At 69.8% G+C, this 21,586-nt stretch carries 24 protein-coding genes; 9 read left to right on the top strand and 15 right to left on the bottom strand.

Annotated elements, in window-relative coordinates; genetic code table 11:
* Positions 1-98 precede the first annotated feature (98 nt).
* From coaA to AB0K28_RS03525, 6 genes are all read left to right on the top strand, one after another.
* On the top strand, positions 99-1,001 hold the full coding sequence (gene coaA, locus AB0K28_RS03550; RefSeq protein WP_364365847.1) for a type I pantothenate kinase: 903 nt from the start codon (positions 99-101) through the stop codon (positions 999-1,001).
* 163 nt (positions 1,002-1,164) lie between these two features.
* A complete protein-coding gene (locus tag AB0K28_RS03545; RefSeq protein ID WP_364364596.1) occupies positions 1,165-2,091 on the top strand; it encodes a DUF389 domain-containing protein in 927 nt (308 codons plus the stop codon).
* Positions 2,092-2,131: 40 nt separating this feature from the next.
* Complete coding sequence (locus AB0K28_RS03540; RefSeq protein WP_364364593.1) at positions 2,132-3,040, top strand: ABC transporter ATP-binding protein; 909 nt, start codon at positions 2,132-2,134, stop codon at positions 3,038-3,040.
* Positions 3,033-3,893 carry an ABC transporter permease gene (locus AB0K28_RS03535; protein ID WP_345395719.1) on the top strand — a complete coding sequence of 287 codons (861 nt, stop codon included), beginning with the start codon at positions 3,033-3,035 and terminating at the stop codon, positions 3,891-3,893. The genes AB0K28_RS03540 and AB0K28_RS03535 overlap by 8 nt, the downstream gene beginning before the upstream one ends.
* Positions 3,890-4,804 (top strand): ABC transporter ATP-binding protein, encoded by a 915-nt coding sequence (locus AB0K28_RS03530; RefSeq protein ID WP_345395716.1) that lies wholly within the window; start codon positions 3,890-3,892, stop codon positions 4,802-4,804. The genes AB0K28_RS03535 and AB0K28_RS03530 overlap by 4 nt, the downstream gene beginning before the upstream one ends.
* Positions 4,804-5,520, top strand: coding sequence for an ABC transporter permease subunit (locus tag AB0K28_RS03525; protein WP_364364589.1), 717 nt, complete (start codon positions 4,804-4,806; stop codon positions 5,518-5,520). The genes AB0K28_RS03530 and AB0K28_RS03525 overlap by 1 nt, the downstream gene beginning before the upstream one ends.
* 60 nt (positions 5,521-5,580) lie before the next feature.
* Here AB0K28_RS03525 and glmM read toward each other — a convergent pair whose 3' ends face one another.
* From glmM to rplM, 3 genes are read right to left on the bottom strand one after another with little or no spacing between them, the layout of a single operon-like run.
* Positions 5,581-6,927 (bottom strand): phosphoglucosamine mutase, encoded by a 1,347-nt coding sequence (gene glmM, locus AB0K28_RS03520; RefSeq protein ID WP_345395710.1) that lies wholly within the window; start codon positions 6,925-6,927, stop codon positions 5,581-5,583.
* 1 nt (position 6,928) lies between these two features.
* Positions 6,929-7,453, bottom strand: a complete 525-nt coding sequence (gene rpsI / locus AB0K28_RS03515) for a 30S ribosomal protein S9 (protein ID WP_345395707.1) — start codon at positions 7,451-7,453, stop codon at positions 6,929-6,931.
* A gap of 26 nt (positions 7,454-7,479) precedes the next feature.
* Entirely contained in the window at positions 7,480-7,923 is a 444-nt protein-coding gene (gene rplM / locus AB0K28_RS03510) for a 50S ribosomal protein L13 (protein WP_345395704.1), read from the bottom strand.
* 306 nt (positions 7,924-8,229) lie between these two features.
* On the opposite strand from rplM, the gene AB0K28_RS03505 reads away from it, so the two are divergent.
* Both AB0K28_RS03505 and AB0K28_RS03500 read left to right on the top strand, forming a co-directional pair.
* Positions 8,230-8,994: a CAP domain-containing protein gene (locus AB0K28_RS03505; RefSeq protein ID WP_364364585.1), complete on the top strand. Its 765-nt coding sequence runs from the start codon at positions 8,230-8,232 to the stop codon at positions 8,992-8,994.
* A gap of 24 nt (positions 8,995-9,018) precedes the next feature.
* A complete protein-coding gene (locus AB0K28_RS03500) occupies positions 9,019-10,782 on the top strand; it encodes a hypothetical protein (protein ID WP_364364582.1) in 1,764 nt (587 codons plus the stop codon).
* 1,018 nt (positions 10,783-11,800) lie between these two features.
* Here the strand turns inward: AB0K28_RS03500 and AB0K28_RS03495 are convergent.
* Entirely contained in the window at positions 11,801-12,025 is a 225-nt protein-coding gene (locus AB0K28_RS03495; RefSeq protein ID WP_364364579.1) for a hypothetical protein, read from the bottom strand.
* A gap of 1,605 nt (positions 12,026-13,630) precedes the next feature.
* Here AB0K28_RS03495 and AB0K28_RS03490 point away from each other — a divergent pair.
* On the top strand, positions 13,631-14,545 hold the full coding sequence (locus AB0K28_RS03490) for a hypothetical protein (protein WP_364364576.1): 915 nt from the start codon (positions 13,631-13,633) through the stop codon (positions 14,543-14,545).
* 91 nt (positions 14,546-14,636) lie between these two features.
* Here AB0K28_RS03490 and truA read toward each other — a convergent pair whose 3' ends face one another.
* From truA to map, 11 genes are all read right to left on the bottom strand, one after another.
* On the bottom strand, positions 14,637-15,497 hold the full coding sequence (gene truA, locus AB0K28_RS03485; RefSeq protein ID WP_364364573.1) for a tRNA pseudouridine(38-40) synthase TruA: 861 nt from the start codon (positions 15,495-15,497) through the stop codon (positions 14,637-14,639).
* An 86-nt stretch (positions 15,498-15,583) separates the two neighbouring features.
* Positions 15,584-16,114, bottom strand: coding sequence for a 50S ribosomal protein L17 (rplQ, locus tag AB0K28_RS03480; RefSeq protein ID WP_364364570.1), 531 nt, complete (start codon positions 16,112-16,114; stop codon positions 15,584-15,586).
* A gap of 93 nt (positions 16,115-16,207) precedes the next feature.
* On the bottom strand, positions 16,208-17,224 hold the full coding sequence (locus tag AB0K28_RS03475; RefSeq protein WP_043623495.1) for a DNA-directed RNA polymerase subunit alpha: 1,017 nt from the start codon (positions 17,222-17,224) through the stop codon (positions 16,208-16,210).
* A 97-nt stretch (positions 17,225-17,321) separates the two neighbouring features.
* Positions 17,322-17,948 (bottom strand): 30S ribosomal protein S4, encoded by a 627-nt coding sequence (gene rpsD, locus AB0K28_RS03470; protein WP_080043218.1) that lies wholly within the window; start codon positions 17,946-17,948, stop codon positions 17,322-17,324.
* A gap of 23 nt (positions 17,949-17,971) precedes the next feature.
* Complete coding sequence (rpsK, locus tag AB0K28_RS03465) at positions 17,972-18,376, bottom strand: 30S ribosomal protein S11 (RefSeq protein ID WP_020542285.1); 405 nt, start codon at positions 18,374-18,376, stop codon at positions 17,972-17,974.
* A gap of 117 nt (positions 18,377-18,493) precedes the next feature.
* On the bottom strand, positions 18,494-18,874 hold the full coding sequence (rpsM, locus tag AB0K28_RS03460; protein WP_132617274.1) for a 30S ribosomal protein S13: 381 nt from the start codon (positions 18,872-18,874) through the stop codon (positions 18,494-18,496).
* 211 nt (positions 18,875-19,085) lie between these two features.
* On the bottom strand, positions 19,086-19,199 hold the full coding sequence (rpmJ, locus tag AB0K28_RS03455; RefSeq protein ID WP_003956441.1) for a 50S ribosomal protein L36: 114 nt from the start codon (positions 19,197-19,199) through the stop codon (positions 19,086-19,088).
* 23 nt (positions 19,200-19,222) lie between these two features.
* Positions 19,223-19,444: a translation initiation factor IF-1 gene (gene infA, locus AB0K28_RS03450; protein WP_012887858.1), complete on the bottom strand. Its 222-nt coding sequence runs from the start codon at positions 19,442-19,444 to the stop codon at positions 19,223-19,225.
* A gap of 279 nt (positions 19,445-19,723) precedes the next feature.
* Positions 19,724-20,131 carry a hypothetical protein gene (locus AB0K28_RS03445; RefSeq protein ID WP_364364565.1) on the bottom strand — a complete coding sequence of 136 codons (408 nt, stop codon included), beginning with the start codon at positions 20,129-20,131 and terminating at the stop codon, positions 19,724-19,726.
* Positions 20,132-20,233: 102 nt separating this feature from the next.
* Positions 20,234-20,665: a DUF1707 domain-containing protein gene (locus tag AB0K28_RS03440; RefSeq protein WP_345409518.1), complete on the bottom strand. Its 432-nt coding sequence runs from the start codon at positions 20,663-20,665 to the stop codon at positions 20,234-20,236.
* A gap of 17 nt (positions 20,666-20,682) precedes the next feature.
* A complete protein-coding gene (gene map, locus AB0K28_RS03435) occupies positions 20,683-21,492 on the bottom strand; it encodes a type I methionyl aminopeptidase (RefSeq protein WP_364364562.1) in 810 nt (269 codons plus the stop codon).
* Positions 21,493-21,586 lie beyond the last annotated feature (94 nt).

Here is a 21,586-nt window from a genome sequence, read left to right as displayed (position 1 = left end):
CACGTCTTCATCCACAGGCTGTGGATATCCGGGGACGCGCCCCTCCCATGATCCGTTTTGTCGGGCATCGCTACGCTGCCTAGGTGAACAACGGCTACGTGGAACTGAGCAGGGAGCAGTGGAGCGAGCTCCGCAAGAACACGCCCTTGACTCTCACCGCAGACGAGCTGGAAGAGCTGCGCGGGGTCGACGACCCCATCGACCTGACCGAAGTCACCGACATCTACCTCCCCCTGACCCGGCTGCTCAACCTGCACTTCACCGGGTCCAAGCAGCGCAGCAGCGTGCTGAGCGCGTTCCTTGGGCACGAGGAGCAGCGCGTCCCGTACATCCTGGGCATCGCGGGCAGCGTCGCGGTCGGCAAGTCGACCACGGCCCGGCTGCTGCACACCCTCCTCGCGCGCTGGCCCGAGCACCCGCACGTGGAGCTGATCACCACCGACAGCTTCCTCTACCCCAACGCGGTGCTGGAGGCCAAGAAGATCATGCACCGCAAGGGCTTCCCCGAGAGCTATGACCGGCGGGCGCTGGTCAGGTTCGTGGCGGAGGTCAAGGCGGGCGCGGCGGAGGTGAAGGCGCCGATCTACAGCCACCTGGAGTACGACATCGTCCCCGGCGCCGCGCAGACCGTGAGAAATCCCGACATCCTGATCATCGAGGGGCTCAACGTCCTCCAACCGGCCCCGCCCACGTCCCTCGCCGTCAACGACTACTTCGACTTCTCCATCTACGTGGACGCCAAGGTCGAGGACATCCGCACCTGGTACGTCGAACGCTTCCACAAGCTGCGCCGCACCGCCTTCGAAGACCCCAAGTCCTACTTCCGCCACATCGCCGAGCTCTCCTACGAGGAGGCCACGGCGTTCGCGGAGAACGTCTGGCGCGACATCAACGAGCGCAACCTCGTCGAGAACATCGCCCCCACCAGGGGCCGCGCCGACCTCGTGCTCAAGAAGGGCGCAGACCACTCCGTACGACGGGTGCGTCTTCGCCAGACCTGAACGCCTCCTCGTACACGTAACGCCCGAACCTGCCCGCACACCCCAGATCGTCGACGCCGGCGAACCAGCACTCCTCGCCGTGACCATGACACCAGATCATGCGAGGAACGTTCGCGTACCGGCGTCAACACCCCGTCAACATCCGATCGACGAGAATGTCCGAGTGCTGCACCTGCGACTGATCGTCCCCGCCGCGCGCACCGAAGAGGCGACGGCGGTGTTGGAGAGCTGCCCAGGCGTCACCAACATCGTCGTCCTGCCGGGCGCCGCCCGCGAGCCGCGCGGCGACGTGGTGCTCTGCGACGCGGCCAGAGAGTCGGCCAACGAGGTGCTCGGCCGGCTCGCCTGGCTGCGGACCGAGGGCTCCATCGCGGCCGAGCAGGTCGACCTCTCGCTGTCGGAGGCCGCCGACGCCGCCGTCGAGGAGGCCCCGGGCGAGCCCGACGACGCCGTGGTCTGGGCCGAGCTGGCCCAGCGGGTCTCGGCCGACTCCCGGGTCACCTGGTCGTACCTGGTGTTCCTCACCATCGCCACGCTGCTGGTCGGCGTCGGCGTGCTGCAGAACTCCCTCGTCCTCATCGTCGGCGCGATGGTGCTCGGTCCCGAGTTCGGCGCGGTCGCCGCCGTCTGCTTCGGGCTGCTGCGCGGCGACGGGCGGCTGATCGTGAGCGCGCTGCGGACGCTGGTCGTCGGGTTCGTGGCGGCGATCGCGATCGCGTACGCGTGCGCGCTCGCGGCGTACTGGCTGGGCTGGTTCGGCCCCGGCGACATCGGCGGGCACGAGGAGGTGCAGTTCATCGTCAAGCCCGACCGCTGGTCGTTCGTCGTGGCCCTGCTGGCCGGCGCGGCGGGGGTGCTGTCGATCACGGCGGGCAAGTCGACGGCCCTGATCGGCGTGTTCATCTCCGTCACCACGGTCCCCGCCGCCGGTTACGTGGCGGTCTCGCTGGCCGTCCAGGAGCTGCGGGAGGTCGGCGGCTCCATCTCCCAGCTCGCGCTGAACCTCTTGGGGATGAGCGTGGCGGGCACGCTCACCCTCCTGGTCCAGCGCAGATTCTGGCCTCAAGTAGGACGGCGTTCATCCCTATGACCGAGGCGGCGGCGCCGGGCGGACGGGTAGTGTCCGGCTCATGCACATCCTCGCCACCGAGGGGCTGACCAAGCGCTTCCCCACCGTCACCGCGGTCGACCGGCTCTCGGTCACCGTGGGGCCGGGGGTCACCGGTCTGGTCGGGGCGAACGGCGCCGGCAAGTCGACGATGATCAAGATCCTGCTCGGCCTGCTGCCGCCGTCCGAGGGCACCGCGCGCGTGCTCGATCTCGACGTCACCACGCAGGGCGCCGAGATCCGCCGGCTCGTCGGCTACATGCCCGAGCACGAATGCCTGCCCCCCGACGTATCCGCGACCGAATTAGTCGTCCACCTCGCCCGCATGTCCGGGCTGCCGCGCACCGCGGCCCGCGAACGCGCCGCCGACGTGCTGCGCCACGTGGGGCTCGCGGAAGAGCGCTACCGTGCCGTCGGCACCTACTCCACCGGCATGAAACAGCGGGTGAAGCTGGCCCAGGCACTCGTCCACGACCCCAAGCTGATCTTCCTCGACGAGCCGACCAACGGGCTCGACCCGCGCGGGCGCGACGAGATGCTGACGCTGATCCGGCGCATCGGCACCGAGTTCGGCATCAGCGTGCTGGTCACCTCCCACCTGCTCGGCGAGCTCGAGCGCATCTGCGACCACGTCATCGTCATCGACGCGGGACGACTGCTGCGCTCCTCGGCCATCGGCGAGTTCACCCAGGCCACCCAGACCCTGACGGTCGAGGTGGACGAGGGGCTCGACGACCTGGCCGCCAAGCTGTCCGGCGACGGGCAGACGGTCTCGCTCCAGGGGCGGCAGCTGGTCGTGAAGGTGGCGGGCGAGCAGACGTACGACGCCATCCGCGACGCCACCGCCGAGCTGGGCCTGTGCCTGATCCGCCTGGAGCAGGGACGCCACCGCATCGAGGACGTCTTCAGGGATGAGGTGGCACATGTCTGAGATCTACGACATCGGCTATCGCCACTACGACGGCCCCAGGCTCGGCCGCGGCTACTCCACCAGGGCGCTGACGGTCCACAGCCTGCGCGGCGTCTTCGGGCTCGGCCGGCCCGCGCGCAGCAAGATCGTCCCGTACTCGCTGGTCGCCATCATGTTCTTCCCGGCCATCGTGAACATCGCCCTGATGGCCCTCGCCCAGCAGCGCGGCATCGACTACAGCGGCTTCGCGGTCGTCATGCAGGCCGTCGTGGCGATCTTCCTGGCCGCCCAGGCGCCCACGGTGGTCGCCCCCGACCTGCGCTACCGCGTCCTGCCGCTCTACCTGTCGCGTCCCGTCTCGATCGCCGAGTACGTCGGCGCGAAGGTCGCCGCGATGACCATCGCGGTCTTCGCGCTCGTCGCGGCCCCGATCACCGTGGTCTACGCCGGCGAGCTGCTCATCGACATGCCAGGACCGCCCGCCACCGGCGAATACCTCAGCTCCGTGCTGATGGCGCTGGTGCTGGCGCTGCTGCTGTCGGTCTTCGGGCTCGCGCTGGCCTCGTTCACGCCCAGGCGCGGCCTCGGCGTGGCCTCGGTGATCACGGTCTACCTGCTGTCGTCGGCCGCGGTCCCCATCATCTACGGCACCCTCTACTCGGCGGGCAACGAGGCCGCGGCCACCTACGCCTGGCTGGTCAACCCGTTCTGGCTGGTCGACTCCGTCCAGCACGCGGTGTTCGGCACGCCGTCCCACGCGATCGAGGACGGCGTCTACCCGAGCGGCGCCGTGTCGATCGCGGTGCTGCTCGTGCTGCTCGCCGCCGGCTTCGCCGCGCTGGCCCTGCGCTACAGGAAGGCGGCCGCGCGATGAAGATCGAGCTCTCTCAGGTCTCCCGCTGGTACGGCAACGTCGTCGCGGTCAACGACGTCACCATGACCATCGGGCCGGGCGTCACCGGCCTGCTCGGCCCCAACGGGGCGGGCAAGTCGACGCTCCTGCACATGATGGCCGGCTTCCTCGCCCCGTCGGGCGGCACGGTCACCCTGGACGGCACCCGCGTCTGGAAGAACCACCACATCTACCGCAGCATCGGCCTGGTCCCCGAGCGCGAGGGCGTCTACGGCTTCCTGACCGGCTGGCAGTTCGTGCTGTCCGCCGCCCGCCTGCACGGCCTGCCCGACCCCGACGAGGCCGCACGCAAGGCCCTGGCCACCGTCGAGATGGAGGAGCCCAAGGACCGGCGGGTCGAGACGTACTCCAAGGGCATGCGCCAGCGCGTCAAGGTCGCCGCCGCACTCGTCCACGACCCACCCGTGCTGCTGCTCGACGAGCCGTTCAACGGCATGGACCCGCGCCAGCGGCTGCACCTCATGGACCTGATCCGCGCCATGGGCACGGCGGGCAAGACCATCCTGTTCAGCTCCCACATCCTGGAGGAGGTCGAGCGGGTCGCCCAGCACATCGAGGTGCTGGTGGCCGGCCGGCACGCCGCGTCGGGCAACTTCCGCGAGATCAGGCGGCTGATGACCGACCGGCCCCACCTGTTCAGGATCCGGTCGAGCGACGACAGGAAACTGGCCGCCGCCCTCGTACGCGACGACTCCACCGGCGGCATCACGCTGCGCCCCGACGGGCTGGAGGTCCAGGCCACCGAGTTCCGCCGCTTCGCCCGCCTCCTGCCCCAGGTCGCCCGCGCCGAGGGCGTCAGCCTGCACCAGGTCTCCCCCGCGGACGAGGACCTGGAGAGCGTCTTCTCCTACCTCATCAACAGGAGCTCCTGATGAACACAGTCGTCGCGGGCATCACCTACCGGGCCCTGCTGGGGCGCCGGCGGATCATCCTGCTCCTGCTGCTCCCGCTGGCCCTGATCGGCCTCGCCGTGCTGTTCAAGGTCTTCGGCGCCGCCGACCAGCGCTCGGCCGTCCTGCTGCTGCAGAACTTCGCCATCGGCACCATGCTGCCGCTGCTCGGCCTCATCGCCGGCACCGGCGTCATCGCCCCCGAGATCGACGACGGCACCATCATCCACCTGATGTCGAAGCCGATCTCGCGCCCGACCATCGTCATGACCAAGTTCCTGGTGGCCGCGTCGCTGCTGGCAGTGTTCGCGGCGGTGCCGACATACGTGTCGGGCTGGCTGCTCGTACGTGGTGAGGACGGCGTCGCCGCCGGCTTCGCCCTCGGCACCCTGGCCGCCGGCATCGCCTACGCCGCGCTGTTCCTGCTGCTCGGCATCGTCACCCGGCACGCGGTGACGATCGGCATCGTCTACGCCCTGGTCTGGGAGAGCCTCGTCGGCAACCTCGTGCCGGGCGCCCGCAGGTTCTCCATCCAGCACTGGGGCCAGTCGATCGCCGACCAGCTCAGCGACTCGCCCTTCCTCAAGGCGGACGTCACGCTCGGCTTCGCCGTCCCCGCCCTGCTCGTCGTCACCGTCGCCGCCGTCCTCTGGGCCGGCCAGCGCCTGCGCGCCTTCTCACTCACCGGCGACGAGTGACCGTACGAACGAAAAAGGCCCGCGGGGATCTCTCCGCGGGCCTTCTTTCGATGCCGTGTCTCAGACGCAGACCTTGCGGACCACGTCGGCCAGGCGGTTCGCCACCATCGTGGCGTGCTCCTCGCTGGCCGCCTCGACCATCACCCGGATCATCGGCTCGGTGCCGCTCGGCCTGATCAGCACGCGCCCGGTCTCACCCAGCTCCGCCTCCGCCGTGGCGACGGCGGCGAGCAGCTCGGGAGCCGCGGCCTTGCCCTTGTCGACGTCCTTGACGTTGATCAGGATCTGCGGCAGCGACGTCATGATCGAGGCCAGCTCCTTGAGCGGCACCCCCGACTTGGCCACCACGCCCAGCAACTGCAGCGAGGTGAGCAGGCCGTCGCCGGTGGTGGCGTGGTCGAGCATGATGACGTGGCCCGACTGCTCACCGCCCAGGTTGTAGCCGTCGGCCTTCATCCGCTCAAGCACGTAACGGTCGCCCACCGCGGTCTCGACCACGGTGATGCCCGCCTCGCGCATCGCGAGCTTGAAGCCCAGGTTGGACATGACGGTCGCGACCACGGTGTCCTTGGCCAGCAGGCCGTCGCCGTGCAGCGCGGCGGCCAGCACGGCCATGATGCGGTCACCGTCGACGATCGCGCCGGTGTGGTCGACCGCCAGGCAGCGGTCGGCGTCGCCGTCGTAGGCCACGCCGAGGTCGGCCCCGCGCGAGACGACCACCTGGCAGAGCTTGTCGAGGTGGGTCGAGCCATGACCGTCGTTGATGTTGAGGCCGTCGGGCCGCGCGCCGATGGCCTCGACCCGCGCCCCCGCGCGCACCAGCGCCTCGGGAGCCACCATGTGGGCCGCCCCGTGAGCGCAGTCGACCACGACGTGCAGGCCGTCAAGGCCGGCGTTCATCGTGGTCAGCACGTGGGAGATGTAGCGGTCCGCCTCGCCGTACGCGTCGCGCACGCGCCCCACGCCGGACCCGACGGGGAAGCTCCACTCCTCGCCGAGCCGCCGCTCGATCTCGTCCTCGACCGCGTCGGACAGCTTGAAGCCGCCGCGCGCCAGGAACTTGATGCCGTTGTCGGGCGCCGCATTGTGCGAGGCCGACAGCATGACGCCGAGGTCGGCGCCGAGCGCCGCGGTGAGGTGGGCGACGGCAGGGGTGGGCAGCACGCCGAGGCGCAGCACGTCCACTCCAGACGCCGCAAGGCCGGCGACCACTGCGGCCTCGAGGAACTCTCCCGAGGCACGCGGGTCCCGGCCTACGACCGCCACCGGACGGCGTCCGGTAGCGGCGAACGCGCCTGCATCGCCGAGGACATGGGCCGCCGCCACGGACAGATCCATGGCGAGCTCGGCCGTGAGGTCGCGGCCCGCGACCCCACGTACCCCGTCGGTGCCGAAGAGGCGCGCCAACTCAGCGCTTGCTGTACTGCGGAGCCTTACGGGCCTTCTTGAGGCCGTACTTCTTCCGCTCCGTGGCGCGGGCGTCACGGGTGAGGAAGCCGGCCTTCTTCAGCGGCGGGCGGTTGACGTCGACGTCGAGGATCGCCAGCGCGCGGGACAGGCCCATGCGCAGCGCGCCGGCCTGGCCGGTCACGCCGCCGCCGTCGATGCGCGCGATGACGTCGAACGCCTCCTCGGCGCCGAGCACCACGAAGGGCTCGTTGACGATCTGCTGGTGGACCTTGTTCGGGAAGTAGACGTCCAGCGAACGACCGTTGATCGTCCACTTACCGGTGCCGGGGACGATGCGCACGCGGGCGATCGCCTCCTTACGGCGGCCGGTGCCGTACGAGTTGCCCGTGGTGACGGGCTTGCGCACGGGAGCGTCAGCGCTGGCGGCGGACTCGGTGGTGTACTCGGACGGGAAGTCCTCGCCGGAGAGGTCCTCCAGCTCGGCCGTCTCTACGACCGTCTCGACACCGGTGGGCTCAGCCACGGTTCTCCTCTAACTCTTTCGAACTACTACTGGGCGATCTGGGTGATCTGGAACGGCACCGGCTGCTGGGCCTGGTGCGGGTGCTCAGAACCCGCGTAGACCTTCAGCTTCTTGGCCATCTTCCGACCGAGGGAGTTCTTCGGCAGCATGCCCTTGACGGCCTTCTCGACGGCCTTCTCCGGCCGCTTCTCCATGAGCTCGCCGTACGTGACGGAACGCAGACCGCCCGGGTAGCCCGAGTGGCGGTACGCCTTCTTCTGCTCAAGCTTGTTGCCGCTCAGCGCGATCTTGTCCGCGTTGATGACGATGACGAAGTCACCGGTGTCGACGTGGTTGGCGAAGATCGGCTTGTGCTTGCCGCGGAGCAGGGTCGCGACGTGGCTGGCCAGCCGGCCCAGCACGACATCGGTCGCGTCGATGACGTACCACTGACGCTGGACGTCGGCGGGCTTCGGTGAGTACGTGCGCACGGTCGTAGCCTTCTTTATGCTCGCGTCTTCGGCGCTGTCGGATGCGACAGCTACATTGGTCGGTCGGTGCGGGCACACGACGGCCCGGACCTTCCGTCTCCACATCACGGGAGATGACGCCGGACGCGCCGCGCATCGGTCTCGCAGGACCTATGCACACAACGAACCTAAGCTACCCGCCCTGAGGCGTGCAGGTCAAAAGACCGGTAACCCTGTGCGATTCTACCTGACCTCAGAACGGTTTAGTTTCGTTTCCCTGGGACCCCTTCTTTCCCAGGACCCGACATCCCTATCGTTAGCGGCGGTATGTGGCAGATCTCTCGCACCCGGCTCACCCAGCGCGGCCCCCGGCGCCGGAGCCGTCTGGGCCTGCTGACCTGCCTGCTCGCGGTCCTGTTCACGGGCGTGCTGATCGGCCGGCTGAGCAGCGAGGAAGAGCCGGCCCGCCACATCTACCTCAGCGAGACCGCGCCGCCCGCCGCGGCCACCGCCAACCCGGCGCCGACCGTGCAGAAGAAGGCGCAGCCGCAGGTCGAGAGCATCCCCAGGGGCATCACCATCAAGAAGGAAGTGGGCGAGCCCACCGCCACGCACGCGCCGCGCCGCACCCCCGACGGGCAGATCCCCGGGTTCAACTCCCACGACAACCCGTCGGCGGCGTTCGAGGACGGGCGCGAGGACGTACGGGTGCTGGCGGGCATGGCGTCCGAGGTCGTCACGCTGACGAACTCCGCCAGGGCCAAGCGCGGATGCGGGCCGCTCAGGGTCGACGCGGGGCTGACCAGGTCGGCTCGTACGCACTCGCTGGAGATGGCCCGCGCCGGCGAGCTCGCCCACAACTCCCCCGACGGCTCCTCCCCCTGGGACCGCATGGAGCGCGCCGGATACCGCTGGGGCGCCGCCGAGAACATCGGCGCCGGATACAGCACCGCCCGGGAGGCGGTGAGCGGCTGGATGGGCAGCCCTGACCACCGCAGGAACATCCTCGACTGCCGCCTGAAGGCCATCGGCGTCGGCGTCGCCGCGGGCCCCGGAGGCCCATGGTGGACCCAAGACTTCGGAACCCAATGACGAACATCACGGTAATGTCGCCGCATGGTTTCCAACGGCAGTGGGGAACGTGAGCACGGCACCGGCAGCGCCCCCTACGGCATGGGAGGCACTCCCAGGGGCGAGGGCTCACCGGCGGACGCGACGGCGGGCAGCCTGTTCACGAGCAACGGCCCCGCAGGTGGCGGGCCCGCCGACGGGGCCCCTGGCAGCTTTTTCGCAGCCGACGGCGGCTCCGAAGGCGGCCGTCCCCGCAGGGGCAGGCCGGTCGACGAGCCCTTCCCCAACAACCCGGGCGGTGGCTCTGACGCGCCCGGCAGCCTGTTCATGAGCGGCTCCGGCCGCCACGGCGGGCCCGGCGGGCCCGGTGGGCCTGCTGGCCCTGGCGGTCCTGCCGGCCCCGGTGGTCCCGGCGGCCTTGCCGGCCCTGCCGGTTTCGGCGGTCCTGACGGCCCTGGCGGCCCCGGCGGCCCTGCTGGTCTCGGTGGCCCTGCTGGTTTCGGCGGCCCTGACGGCCCTGCCGGTGGGCCCGGCGGCGCTCCGGGTGGTGCTCCCGGCGGTCGCGGCCGTCACGGCGGCGGCCCTGCCGGCCCTGGGCCTGGTGGTTCTAGCGGTCCCGGTGGTCCCGGTGGCCCGGGCGGGGGTTTCGGCGGCGGGCCTGCCGGTCCGCCGCAGGGCGGCTTCGGCACGGACCCGTTCGGCGGCCCGAGCGGGGCGCACCCCGTTCCCGGCCGACGAGCCGCTCCACCGAGCGGTCCCGGCGGCGGCCCTGGTGGTGGCCCCGGTGGCGGCCCTGGGGGCGGCCCTGGTGGCGGCTCCTCCGCGAGCGCCGCCACCTCCGCCTTCGGAGCGCCCACCCCGCCGGAGGGCGCCGACGGCAAGGACGACAAGGACAGCAAGGGCAGGGGCAAGGACGGCAAGAAGGGCAGGGGCGACGAGTCCGCCTCTTCCGGAAAGTCCCGCCGAGGCCGCAAAGATCGCGGTGCCACGGCAGACCCCGAGACCGGCGGCGACACCGGCAAGGGCAAGCCCGAGGACGACTTCACGAACAGGGCTCCCCAGAGCCGTATCGGCTGGAGCCCGTACGACGAGGGCAGCCGCTCCCGCGGCCCGCTGCTCGCCGGCATCGGCGGCCTGGTGGTGCTCGGCCTGCTCGGCGGCGGCCTGGCCCTGATGTACAACGCCGACGACCCGGTCACCGCCGAGCCCGCCGCGGCCCGCCAGACCTCGGCGCCGCTGCCCTCGGTCCCGCCAGGCAAGTACGGCTTCGCCGCCAGCCGCAAGACCGACCCCGACCCGATCTCGGTCAAGGAGCTGTTCGGCAAGAAGCGGAAGTTCACCGTCTCGAAGCGCGGCTACGAGATGACGATCACCAGCAAGGACAAGAAGTGCACGGACGGCGCTCTCGGCGACTCCCTGCAGAAGGCGCTCAAGTCCGCCAAGTGCACCCAGTTCGTCCGCGCGAGCTTCCGTGACAAGGCCGGCGTGGTGATCGGCACGGTCGGCGTGGCCAACCTCAGCTCCGAGAAGCAGGCGGCCAAGGTCGCCAAGGCCGGCAGCACGAGCAACTACGTCAAGCCCCTGGCGGGCAAGGACGAGGTCACCAAGCAGCTCGGCTCCGGCGCGGGCGGCGCCAAGATCTCGACGTACGGCCACTACGCGATCCTCGTGTGGTTCCAGAACAAGGACGGCACGAAGCCCGACTCGAAGGGCTCGAAGCGGATCTCTCAGGCCATCGTCGACATCACCAAGGCCACCGTGTACGTGGCCCTGGACAACCGGGTTCTGACCGGCAACGCGCTCAGCTGAATGGTCTTTTGGGGCGAACCCGCTGCAAAGGGGCTCGTGATGCTCCTGGGAACGCCCATACCGGCCTAACGATCTCGCTCCGCTCGCTAGGCTCCAAGCTATGCGTGGCCAGGAACCCGGGTCTGAGCACGATCAGAGGGAGGCCGACGGTTCGGCCGCCCCAGCGACACCACCGCCGAGCTTCGGCCAGACCAACGGGCGAGACGTTCCACCGGCGTCCACTCCCTACGGCGAGCGGACGTCGGCCCACCCACACCCATCGGGCACCTCCCCCTACCCCCCGGGCTCCCCAGGAGCCCCGGCCGCCGGTGCTGACCCCGGCGACCACCACCCTCCCCTGCCCGACGGCCCTCCAGCCACCGAGCCACGCGTGCAGGCATCGGAGCCCCCGTCGACGTCCGCGCAGGGTCAGGCGCCCCCCACAGCGCCTACACCCTCTGGGGACCAACCGGCACCCGCCGCCCAGGACACCGACGACACGCCCGCAGACCTCCCGCCGGACGCCCAGCCCTGGGAAGTCCCCGCCAACGACGCGGCTTCCTACGACTGGCTCTCCGACCCGGCCCTCTCCCAGCCTCCCTTCGGGCCCACGCCCCACGCCCCCGCCACCCCACCCCGCTTCGGCCAACCCCCCTTCAGCGGCCCACAGAGCACCCCCCAACCGCACGGCCAGCCGCCCTTCGGACCACCGCAAGGCCAGCCGCCTTTCGGACCACCCGAGGGCCAGCCGCCTTTCGGGTCACCGCAGGGCCAGCCCCCTTTCGCCCCAGCACAGGGCGCCCCTAACGCGTTCGCACAAGGCGCCCCCACCACGCCTCCCTTCGGCGCACCTCAAGCCGACCAGCACGCCTTCGGCCACCCTCAGGGCGACCCCGCCACCCCACCTTTCGGCGCGCCCCAGGCCGACGACCGTGCGTTCGCACAGGGCGGCCCCCAGCCACCGTTCGGTCGGGGCGGGCCCGGCGCCACCCCGATCGGTCAGAGCGGGCCCGGTGCCCAGCCACCAGGTGCCCAGCCATCAAGCGGCCGGCCTCCGGCCCCTGACCACGGTCACCCGCACTTCGGCGCGCCTCAGGGGGGCCCGCACGCGTTCGGCCAGCAGCCGCCGGGGGCGCCGTTCGGCGTGTCGCAACCGCACCCCCCGGCGGGCCTGCCGCACCCAGGCCAGCCGCCGTTCGCCACGCCCCACCCCCACCAGCCACTCGCCGCACCACACCCCGAGCAGCCACCAGCGCCACCCCACCCCGCCTCCCCGCCGTTCGGCGGCCCGGAGGCCGGCGAAGCCTGGCCACAGCAGCCCCACCCCAACCAGACCGGCTCCAACCAGACCGGCTCCAACCAGGTCGGCCCCAACCAGACCGGGCCCAACCAGGTCGGCCCCAACCAGGTCGGCCCCAACCAGCCTCACCCGGGCCCACACTTCGAAGGCCCGCATCAGGGAGCCCCGCACCAGCCCCAGCACCACGGCGGCCCGCACCCAGGCCACCCCATGCCCCCGAACAACCAGCGGCACCCCGGCCAGGGCGCTTGGCCCGCGGAGGGCCCGGGATCGACAACGCCACCGTGGGAGCCACCGCCGGCGTTCACCGCAGCGGCAGCGGGCATGCCGACCTGGCCCGCCCCGGTGTCGGACGCCCACGCCATGCCCCCATGGCCCGCCGCCACAGGCGAGCTGGAAGCCGTCCCCGACGCGGACGAGCCCTTCCTCCCGCCCCCCTTCAACCCGAACCCGACCCCGTTCATCCTCAACCAGGTGAGCGCCGGCGACACCGACTACCCAGCCGGCGACACCGACCTGGACGCGATCACCACGGACCCGGAGGGCCTCAACCTCCCGGCGACGCACCACCCCGACCCGGCCGGCCAGGACGCCAAGGAGCAGGCCCAGCCAGGCGACACACCCGTGTCCAACACGCCTCGCTCCCTCTCCTCAAACGAGGCGCCCACCCGCCCGGCCAACGCCCAAACGCCGTTCCCCCAACTCGCCACAACGGCCCACCAAGGCGACACCCACCCGAACGCCTCCCACCCGGCCGACACGGACACCACCCGCGTCCACACCACGAAGCCGGGCGAAACCGAGCCAGCCGACACAGACCCGGACATCACCCGACAGCACACGTCGCAACCGACGGCCAGCGCCCAAGCGGATCCCTCGCGCCCAGGCACCCTCCCCGGAGACGCCGATCACACGGACGCCAGCCACGCGAACGCCGACGTCGCGGCCACCGGCCCCACGGACGCCAACCTTCCGGACGCGAACCACACCGACGCCAACGCCACCCGTCCAGCCCTGCCACACCCCGACGCAACCCATGGGGACGCGACCCACGGGGACACAACCCACTCGGACACGGCAGCCACCCACGAAGGCGACGAGTCCTCGCCAACGGCCGCCCATCCGACGCAGGGCTCCCCAGGCTCTGTCGGCAACGGCTCAAAGCCGGCTCAGGCCGGCACAGAGCCGGCTGAGGACAACGCACAGCAGTCCGACGACACCACGGAGCAGCCCACAAATCGGGAGAACCCCGACTCCCCGCTCCCCACCACGCCACAGACCGCAGGAAAGGCGGCAGCGGCCGCCCAGGCGAGCTCAACCGCCGAAACGGACCCGACCGTCCCGGCAGGTTCGGCCAGCCAGGCAGGCTCGACCGCCCCGGCAGGTTCGACGGGCCAAACGGACCCAACCGGCCACGCAGCTTCGACCGGCCACACAGGTTCGACCGGCCACACAGGTTCGACCGGCCACACAGGCTCGGCCGGCCCCGGTGGCGAGGTCGAGGCCGCTGTGACGGCCACCTCACCGAATCAACCCCATGACCCCGCCCGCCCCCCGGAGCCAGGCGACGTGCCCGTCTGGCCCCCCACGCCCGCGACCGGTGACAAACTGCCCGAACTCCCGTTCTCCAGAGACACCTGGGGCCAGAAGCCCACGTCGGCTTTCAACGTCCCCGCCCAGACGAGGCCGGGCGCTCCGGCCTTCCCACCGGGCGCCTTCAAGCAACCCCCGTTCCAGACGCCACCACCACCTCCGCCACCGCCTAAGAGCAAGCGGGCCCTGCTGGTGACCCTGGGCGCGCTGGCCCTGGCCGGCATCGCGACGGGTGGCTTCTTCGCGTACCAGACGGTGACCTCACCGACCCCGACGACGGCCGCCACGGCGGCGTCGGTGCCGCCACCGTCGGCGACGGCCAACGCCGCCACCCCGCCGCCCGAGACCCCGGCGGCGACGTCCGTCCTCGACTCGGAGCAGACCGACCCGCAGAAGCTGTCCCTCTCGGAGGCGTTCCCGAAGAAGAAGGTGAGCGCGGCGGGCACGACGTTCACACGGGTCAAGGCCGGCATGGAGACGACATGCGCCAAGGCCGCGACGGGCGCGTTCGCCGACGCGCTGAAGGAGCGCAAGTGCAGCCGGGTGCTGAGGGCCACGTACGTCGACGGCAAGCGCCGCTACGCGGTCACCACGGGCATCGCCGTCCTGCCGGACAAGGACGCCGCCGCGGCGGCCGACCAGGCGAAGGACCTGCCGAACAACGTCTGGTTCCGCCCCCTGCCCGGCCCTGAGAAGTCGGGCGGCGAGCGGGTGCACATCGCCGGCGGCTACGCGGCCGGCCTGGTCTGGGGCCGCTACATCGTCTTCAGCTACGCCACCCACGCCGACGGCCACACCCCGAAGGCCGACGAGAAGACGCTCCCGAAGGTGAGCGCCGAGTTCCGCGACCTGACCTCAGAGGTCCTGGAACACCGCGCCACCAAGGACTGACAACCGCAAATCGGGGCGTACGAAGAGGCACCAGCCCCCGTACGCCCCGACCCTGCCACCCTCGCACCAGGGGCGCAGGCCGAAAGGACGCTCAGCCGGCGTCCGCCCTCACCGTACGAACCCGCCGCGTAGCCGCCGCCCGACCGGCGAGCTCCTCATCGGCCGGATACCCGACCTCCTCAAGGCACAGCCCGTGAGCGGGCGCGACATGCACCCCGGAGTCCCGCACCCCCCGGGTGAGCACCTCAGCAGGCCACTCGACGGAACGCCGCCCCTCCCCGACGGCCAGCAACGACCCCACCAGCGCCCGCACCATCGAGTGGCAGAAGGCATCAGCCACCACAGTGGCGACCAGCACCCCGGAGTCCTCGCGCACCCAGTCGAGCCGCTGCAACTCCCGGATGGTGGTGGCGCCTTCGCGCTTCTTGCAGAAGGCCGCGAAGTCGTGCTCCCCCAGCAGCAGCGCGGCGGCGGCGTTCAGCGCGCCGAGATCGAGCGGCCGGTTGTGCCAGACGACTTCACGCCGCCGCAACGGGTCAACGCCTCCGGGCGCATCCCCCACCCGGTACGCATACCGCCGGAACATGGCCGAGAACCGTGCATCAAAGCCCTCAGGAGCCACCGAGACACGATAAATCCGTACATCGGGCTCCAGGACCCCACCCAGCCGCCGCACGAGCGCAGAGAGCCGCTCATCGCCGCCCAGCGGCCCCCGGCGCCCGTCGAGCTCCCCCAGCGCCGCCTCATGCACGTCCACATGCGCGACCTGCCCCCGCGCGTGCACCCCCGCGTCCGTACGCCCGGCAACGGTCAGCATGGCCGGCGAGGAAAGCCGCAGGATCCGCGTGAGCGCCAGCTCGATCTCCCCCTGGACGGTACGCAGCCCCGGCTGCCGTGCCCATCCGGAGAAATCGGTCCCGTCGTACGCGAGATCGAGGCGAAGCCGTACCACGATGATCCCCCCATCAAAAAGGGCCCGAACTCAAAAAACGGGCCCGAACCCCCGCAAAAGGGATCGGGCCCGTCCAGCCTGAAAGATCAGGCCTCGTCCTTCTTCGCCTCGCCCTCGGCGGGCGCGGACTCCTCAGCCTTGGCCTCAGCACCCTCGGCGGGAGCCTCAGCACCCGGAGCCTCGGCAGCGGTCTCCTCGGCGGGAGCCTCAGCCGGAGCAGCGGCGGGAGCCTCGGTACGGCGGGTGGTGACGCCGTTCAGCGGCTCGGTCACCAGCTCGATGACCGCCATCGGGGCGTTGTCGCCCTTACGCGCACCGATCTTGGTGATGCGGGTGTAGCCACCGGGACGCTCGGCGAACGTCGGCGCGATCTCGGTGAACAGCTGGTGCACGACGCCCTTGTCCCGAACGACGGTCAGGACCTGACGCCGGTTGTGGATGTCGCCCTTCTTCGCCTTGGTGATCAGGCGCTCCGCCAGCGGGCGCAGGCGCTTGGCCTTGGCGACCGTCGTGCGGATCTTGCCGTGGCGGAACAGGTCCGTGGCCAGGTTGGCCAGGATCAGCCGCTCGTGCGCCGGGCTGCCGCCAAGACGTGCACCCTTGGTGGGCTTGGGCATGTCATTTCTCCTTGAGGTTCACCCGCCCCGGCCGTGCCAGGTACCGGGGTCGGGCCGCCAGGCCCCCGGACGGGGGCCCGCGCTAGCTGGGAATCAGTACTGCTCGGTCTCGACGTACGCGCTGTCGTCGTCGTCGTAGCCGCCGCCGGCCACCGCGCTCGGGTCGAACCCGGGCGGGGAGTCCTTGAGCGCCAGCGACATCTCGTGCAGCTTCTGCTTGACCTCTTCGATCGACTTGGCGCCGAAGTTACGGATGTCGAGCAGGTCCTGCTCGCTGCGGGCGACGAGCTCACCCACGGTGTGGATGCCCTCGCGCTTGAGGCAGTTGTAGGAGCGAACCGTGAGGTTGAGCTCCTCGATCGGCAGCGCCAGGTCGGCGGCGAGAGCGGCGTCGGTCGGCGACGGGCCGATGTCGATGCCCTCGGCCTCGACGTTGAGCTCGCGGGCCAGGCCGAAGAGCTCGACGAGGGTCTTACCGGCGGAGGCCACCGCGTCGCGGGGCTTCATCGCGGGCTTGGTCTCGACGTCGAGGATGAGACGGTCGAAGTCGGTACGCTGCTCGACTCGGGTCGCCTCGACCTTGTAGGTGACCTTGAGCACCGGGGAGTAGATGGAGTCGATCGGGATGCGACCGATCTCCTGGCCCGGCTGCTTGTTCTGGGCGGCGGAGACGTAGCCGCGACCGCGCTCGACGGTCAGCTCCATCTCCAGCTTGGCCTTGCCGTTGAGCGTCGCGATGCGCAGCTCGGGGTTGTGCACCTCGACACCGGCGGGCGGCGCGATGTCGGCGGCGGTGACCTCACCCGGGCCCTGCTTGCGCAGGTACATCACGACCGGCTCGTCGTGCTCGGACGAGACGACCAGTTCCTTGAGGTTCAGGATGATGTCGGTGACGTCTTCCTTGACCCCGGGGACGGTCGAGAACTCGTGCAGCACGCCCTCGATGCGGATGCTCGTCACGGCCGCGCCCGGGATGGACGACAGCAGCGTGCGGCGCAGCGAGTTGCCGATGGTGTAGCCGAAGCCGGGCTCCAGCGGCTCGATGACGAACCGGGACCGGGTCTCGTCGATCGACTCTTCGAGAAGAGTCGGACGCTGAGCGATCAGCATGTGCGGGTCTCCCCTTTTTTCGTGTGACGCCCGCTATATGACGCCACTCCGATGAACAGCGTAGCCGGGGTACGGCGATGCGTACCCCGGCCGAGGCTCACTTCGAGTAGTACTCGACGATGAGCTGCTCTTGAACCTGCGTGTCGATCTGCTGGCGCACCGGAAGCTGGTGCACCAGGACGCGCAGCTTGTCGGGCACGACGCCGAGCCACGCGGGAACCGTGCGCTCGCCGGCGGTGGCGCGAGCCACCTCGTACGGCATCAGGTTGCGCTTGGTCTCGCGGACCTCGATGATGTCGTGCTCGCGGACGCGGTAGGACGGGATGTCCACCTTCTTCCCGTTGACCAGGAAGTGTCCGTGACGGACCTGCTGGCGGGCGGCGTCACGCGACTGGGCGAACCCGGCGCGGTAGACGACGTTGTCGAGCCGGCTCTCCAGGATCTGGAGCAGCACCTCACCCGACTTGCCCGTGCGGCCCGCGGCCTCCTCGTAGTAGTTGTGGAACTGCTTCTCGAGGACGCCGTAGATGCGGCGGGTCTTCTGCTTCTCGCGAAGCTGAAGCTGGTACTCGGACTCCTTGGGACGTCCGCGACCGTGCTCACCCGGCGGGTAAGGACGGATCTCGATGGGGCACTTGGCGGACTCGCACTTGCTGCCCTTGAGGAAGAGCTTGGTCTTCTCGCGGCGGCAGAGCTTGCAGTCGGCGCCCGTGTAACGAGCCATTTCTTCGTATCTCCTGGGCTAAGTCAGACGCGGCGGCGCTTCGGCGGCCGGCAACCGTTGTGCGGAACCGGGGTGACGTCCTGGATCGAGCCCACCTCGAGGCCGGTGGCCTGCAGCGAGCGGATCGCGGTCTCGCGGCCGGAGCCGGGACCCTTGACGAAGACGTCGACCTTGCGCATACCGTGCTCCATGGCGCGGCGGGCGGCGTTCTCGGCGGCCATCTGTGCGGCGAACGGGGTGGACTTACGGGAGCCCTTGAAACCCACGTGGCCGGCGCTGGCCCAGGAGATCACGTTCCCGTTGGGGTCGGTGATCGAGACGATCGTGTTGTTGAACGTGCTCTTGATGTGGGCGTGCCCGTGAGCGACGTTCTTCTTCTCCTTGCGGCGCACCTTCTTCGGCGCACCCTGGCGGCTCTTAGGAGGCATTGTTTGCCATTACTCCTGAGGTCTTCGGTCCGCGGCTGTGTGTGATGGTCGCCGGCCCGGCACCCCCCGGTCGCGTGCGCGACCGGGGCCGGACGGGTGGCGACATCCCGTGCGGGACTACTTCTTACCGGGCTTCTTCTTGCCGGCGACGGTCTTCTTCTTGCCCTTACGGGTGCGCGCGTTGGTCTGCGTGCGCTGACCGTGCACGGGCAGGCCCTTGCGGTGCCGGATGCCCTGGTAGCAACCGATCTCGATCTTGCGGCGGATGTCGGCCTGGACCTCGCGGCGCAGGTCACCCTCGATCTTGTAGTTCGCCTCGATGTAGTCACGCATCGGGACGAGCTCGGTGTCGCTGAGCTGGTGCACACGCAGGTCGCCGCTGACACCGGTGGCCTGCAGGATCTCCTGGGCGCGGGTGCGGCCGATTCCGTAAATGTAGGTGAGAGCGATCTCCAGCCGCTTGTCGCGGGGGAGGTCGACGCCAACCAGGCGAGCCATGGTCGGGCATTCTCCTTCTTTGTGGCGGAGGTCTTGCACCGCACTACCCCTCCCCAATGCCCGGGGTGAGGGCCCCGGCCTCCGACCGGGGGTCTCCTGAGCGGTTCGGCGATGCCGCCTGCTCAGGTGTGCGACGCGCTAACTGACTCAAGGCTTCTCATGCGTCGAGCCCGCTCCCTTGCGGGGCGGACTCGGAGAAGCCTTGCGGCGACTAACCCTGACGCTGCTTGTGGCGCAGGTTGTCGCAGATCACCATGACGCGACCGTGCCGGCGAATCACCTTGCACTTGTCGCAGATCTTCTTGACGCTCGGCTTTACCTTCATTGTCCTTTGATTCCTCAGACGTCTTACTTGTATCGGTAGACGATCCGCCCGCGACTCAGGTCGTAGGGGCTCAGTTCAACGACTACCCGGTCGTCGGGAAGAATCCGGATGTAGTGCATCCGCATCCGTCCGCTGATATGGGCAAGGACTTTGTGGCCGTTGTCGAGCTGCACCCGGAACATGGCGTTCGGGAGCGATTCGACCACAGTGCCCTCGATCTCGATGGCGCCGTCTTTCTTGGCCAAAATTCCTCGCGTTTCACTGATCGGTCGTCTGAGGCTCCGGTTCACTAAGCAGCCGCGACCTTCACGCTTCGAAGAGAGCGACGGCCGGCAAAGACCGCCGACGCGTGATAAGTCATAGTGAGCCGACTAAGGAGTGTACGACACCTGGGCCCAAAACGCGAAACGCGTGCCAGGTGTCCTGACACAACCACGTAGGAGTCTACCCCACCCCGCAAGCCGCGACGCCCACAACACGAGGCCCGCCGGGGAAGCTCCTCCGACGGGCCAGGCTGGACGGACCTAGTAGATGCGGTGCACCGAACCGCAGTACTTCGACTTGCCGCCCCAGCAGGTGTACGTGTAGATCCGCTTGATCCCCTTGCCCGACCAGCCGCCGTGGTGCTTGCCGTTCCACGGCCGGTAGAACTTGTGCCACTTGCCGCCGGAGTAGTAGCGGAACCAGACGTAGCCGAACTTCGAGGTGGACTCCTTGCCGTACCAGTGGGTGTAGACCTTCCCGCCCTTCTTGAAGGTCTTGCCGTAGGTGTAGGCCTTGTGGTTGCTGCTGTAGTACTTGCCCCAGTTGCCCGCCGAGCCCGCCTGGGCGGCGCCGGCGGTCACCGGGGCGGCCTGGGCGGCGGGGGCGACGGCGAGGCCGGTGATGGCCATGGAGCCGGCGAGAGCGGTGGCCGCAAGGATCTTGCGCATCGATTCCTCCGAGTGGGTGGTGTTTCCCGACACCACTCACGCTAGGAATCGCCGCCTTCACGCACTGCGCACGAATGCACACAGTGCACTACTGCATAAAACCTAGGACTCCTTCGCCTGGTTGTTCCCGCCGAAGACCGTGCTCACCAGCAAGATGACACCCCACGGACCCATCACCCACAGGGGCCACGGATAGATCAGGTCGCCCGCGGTGATGCTCACGATCAGCCAGATGACCCAGTTGATGCCGCTGGCCGCGGCCCAGGCGCTCCAGGCCGCCGCCATGCCGCTGTGCATGCCCTTCTTGTCGGGCACCGACGAACCGGCCTTGACCGGCAGGTGACGCAGATCGACGTCGGGCAGGTCGGAGGTGAGCCTGGCCAGCTCGCCGTAGGTCTTGCTCTTGTAGAGCTGCTCCAGCCGCTCGTTGAACTCGTCCATCGTGATGCGGCCCTGCGCGGTGTGCTCGCGGAGGATGGCGGCGACGCGGTCACGGTCGGCGTCGGAGGCACGCATCTCGGGGCTGTTCGCCATCCACCACTCCCGGGGAGCTAGATCTGCAGTTGAGCGAGGCGCTCTTTGCCCCCATCTAGAGCGGTGAGCACCCAAGGTCCATTATGTGTCACGGCCACGCTGTGCTCGAAGTGTGCGGAGTGCTTGCCGTCGATCGTGACAACGGTCCAGTCGTCGGCCAGTACGCGCGTCCGCTCGGTGCCGAGGTTGACCATGGGCTCGATGGCCAGGCACATGCCCTCCTCCAGCGCCGGCCCGCGGCCCGGCTTGCCGTGGTTGGCGATCCACGGGTCCATGTGCATCTCGGTGCCGATGCCGTGGCCGCCGTACTCAGGGGGGATGCCGTAGCGGCCCTGCGACTTCACGTACCGCTCGACCTCGTGGCCGATGTCCGACAGGTGGCGGCCCGGCTTGAGCGCGGCGATGCCGCGCCACATGGCCTCCTCGGTCACCCGCATCAGCTCGGTCAGCTTGGGGTCCACCTCGCCGATCGGCACCGTGACGGCCGAGTCGCCGTGCCAGCCCTCAAGGATGGCGCCGCAGTCGATCGAGATGATGTCGCCCTCGCGCAGCTTACGGGCGTCGGTCGGGATGCCGTGGACGACCTCGTTGTTCACCGACGCGCAGATCGTCGCGGGGAAGCCCTGGTAGCCCTTGAACGACGGGATCGCGCCCTCGTCCCTGATCGCCTTCTCGGCGATGACGTCGAGGTCGAGCGGCGTCATGCCCGGCTGCACCGAGCGCTTGAGCAGGTCGAGCGTACGCCCGACCACGAGACCTGCCGCCCGCATCTTCTCCAGCTGCTCCGGCGACTTGATCTGGATGCCGTGCCTGTTCCGTTTGAACATCTTTTGCCCCCCTGGGTCTCAACGGGCCACGATGGGGGCCCAATTCCCCCACAATAGCCGCGAGGTGGCACGGGAACCCGTGCCACCTCCGCGA

Origin of the sequence: Nonomuraea sp. NPDC049504 (genome assembly GCF_040676845.1) — a bacterium.
GTDB lineage: Bacteria > Actinomycetota > Actinomycetes > Streptosporangiales > Streptosporangiaceae > Nonomuraea > Nonomuraea salmonea.
This window is presented reverse-complemented; position numbering and strand designations above follow the sequence as displayed.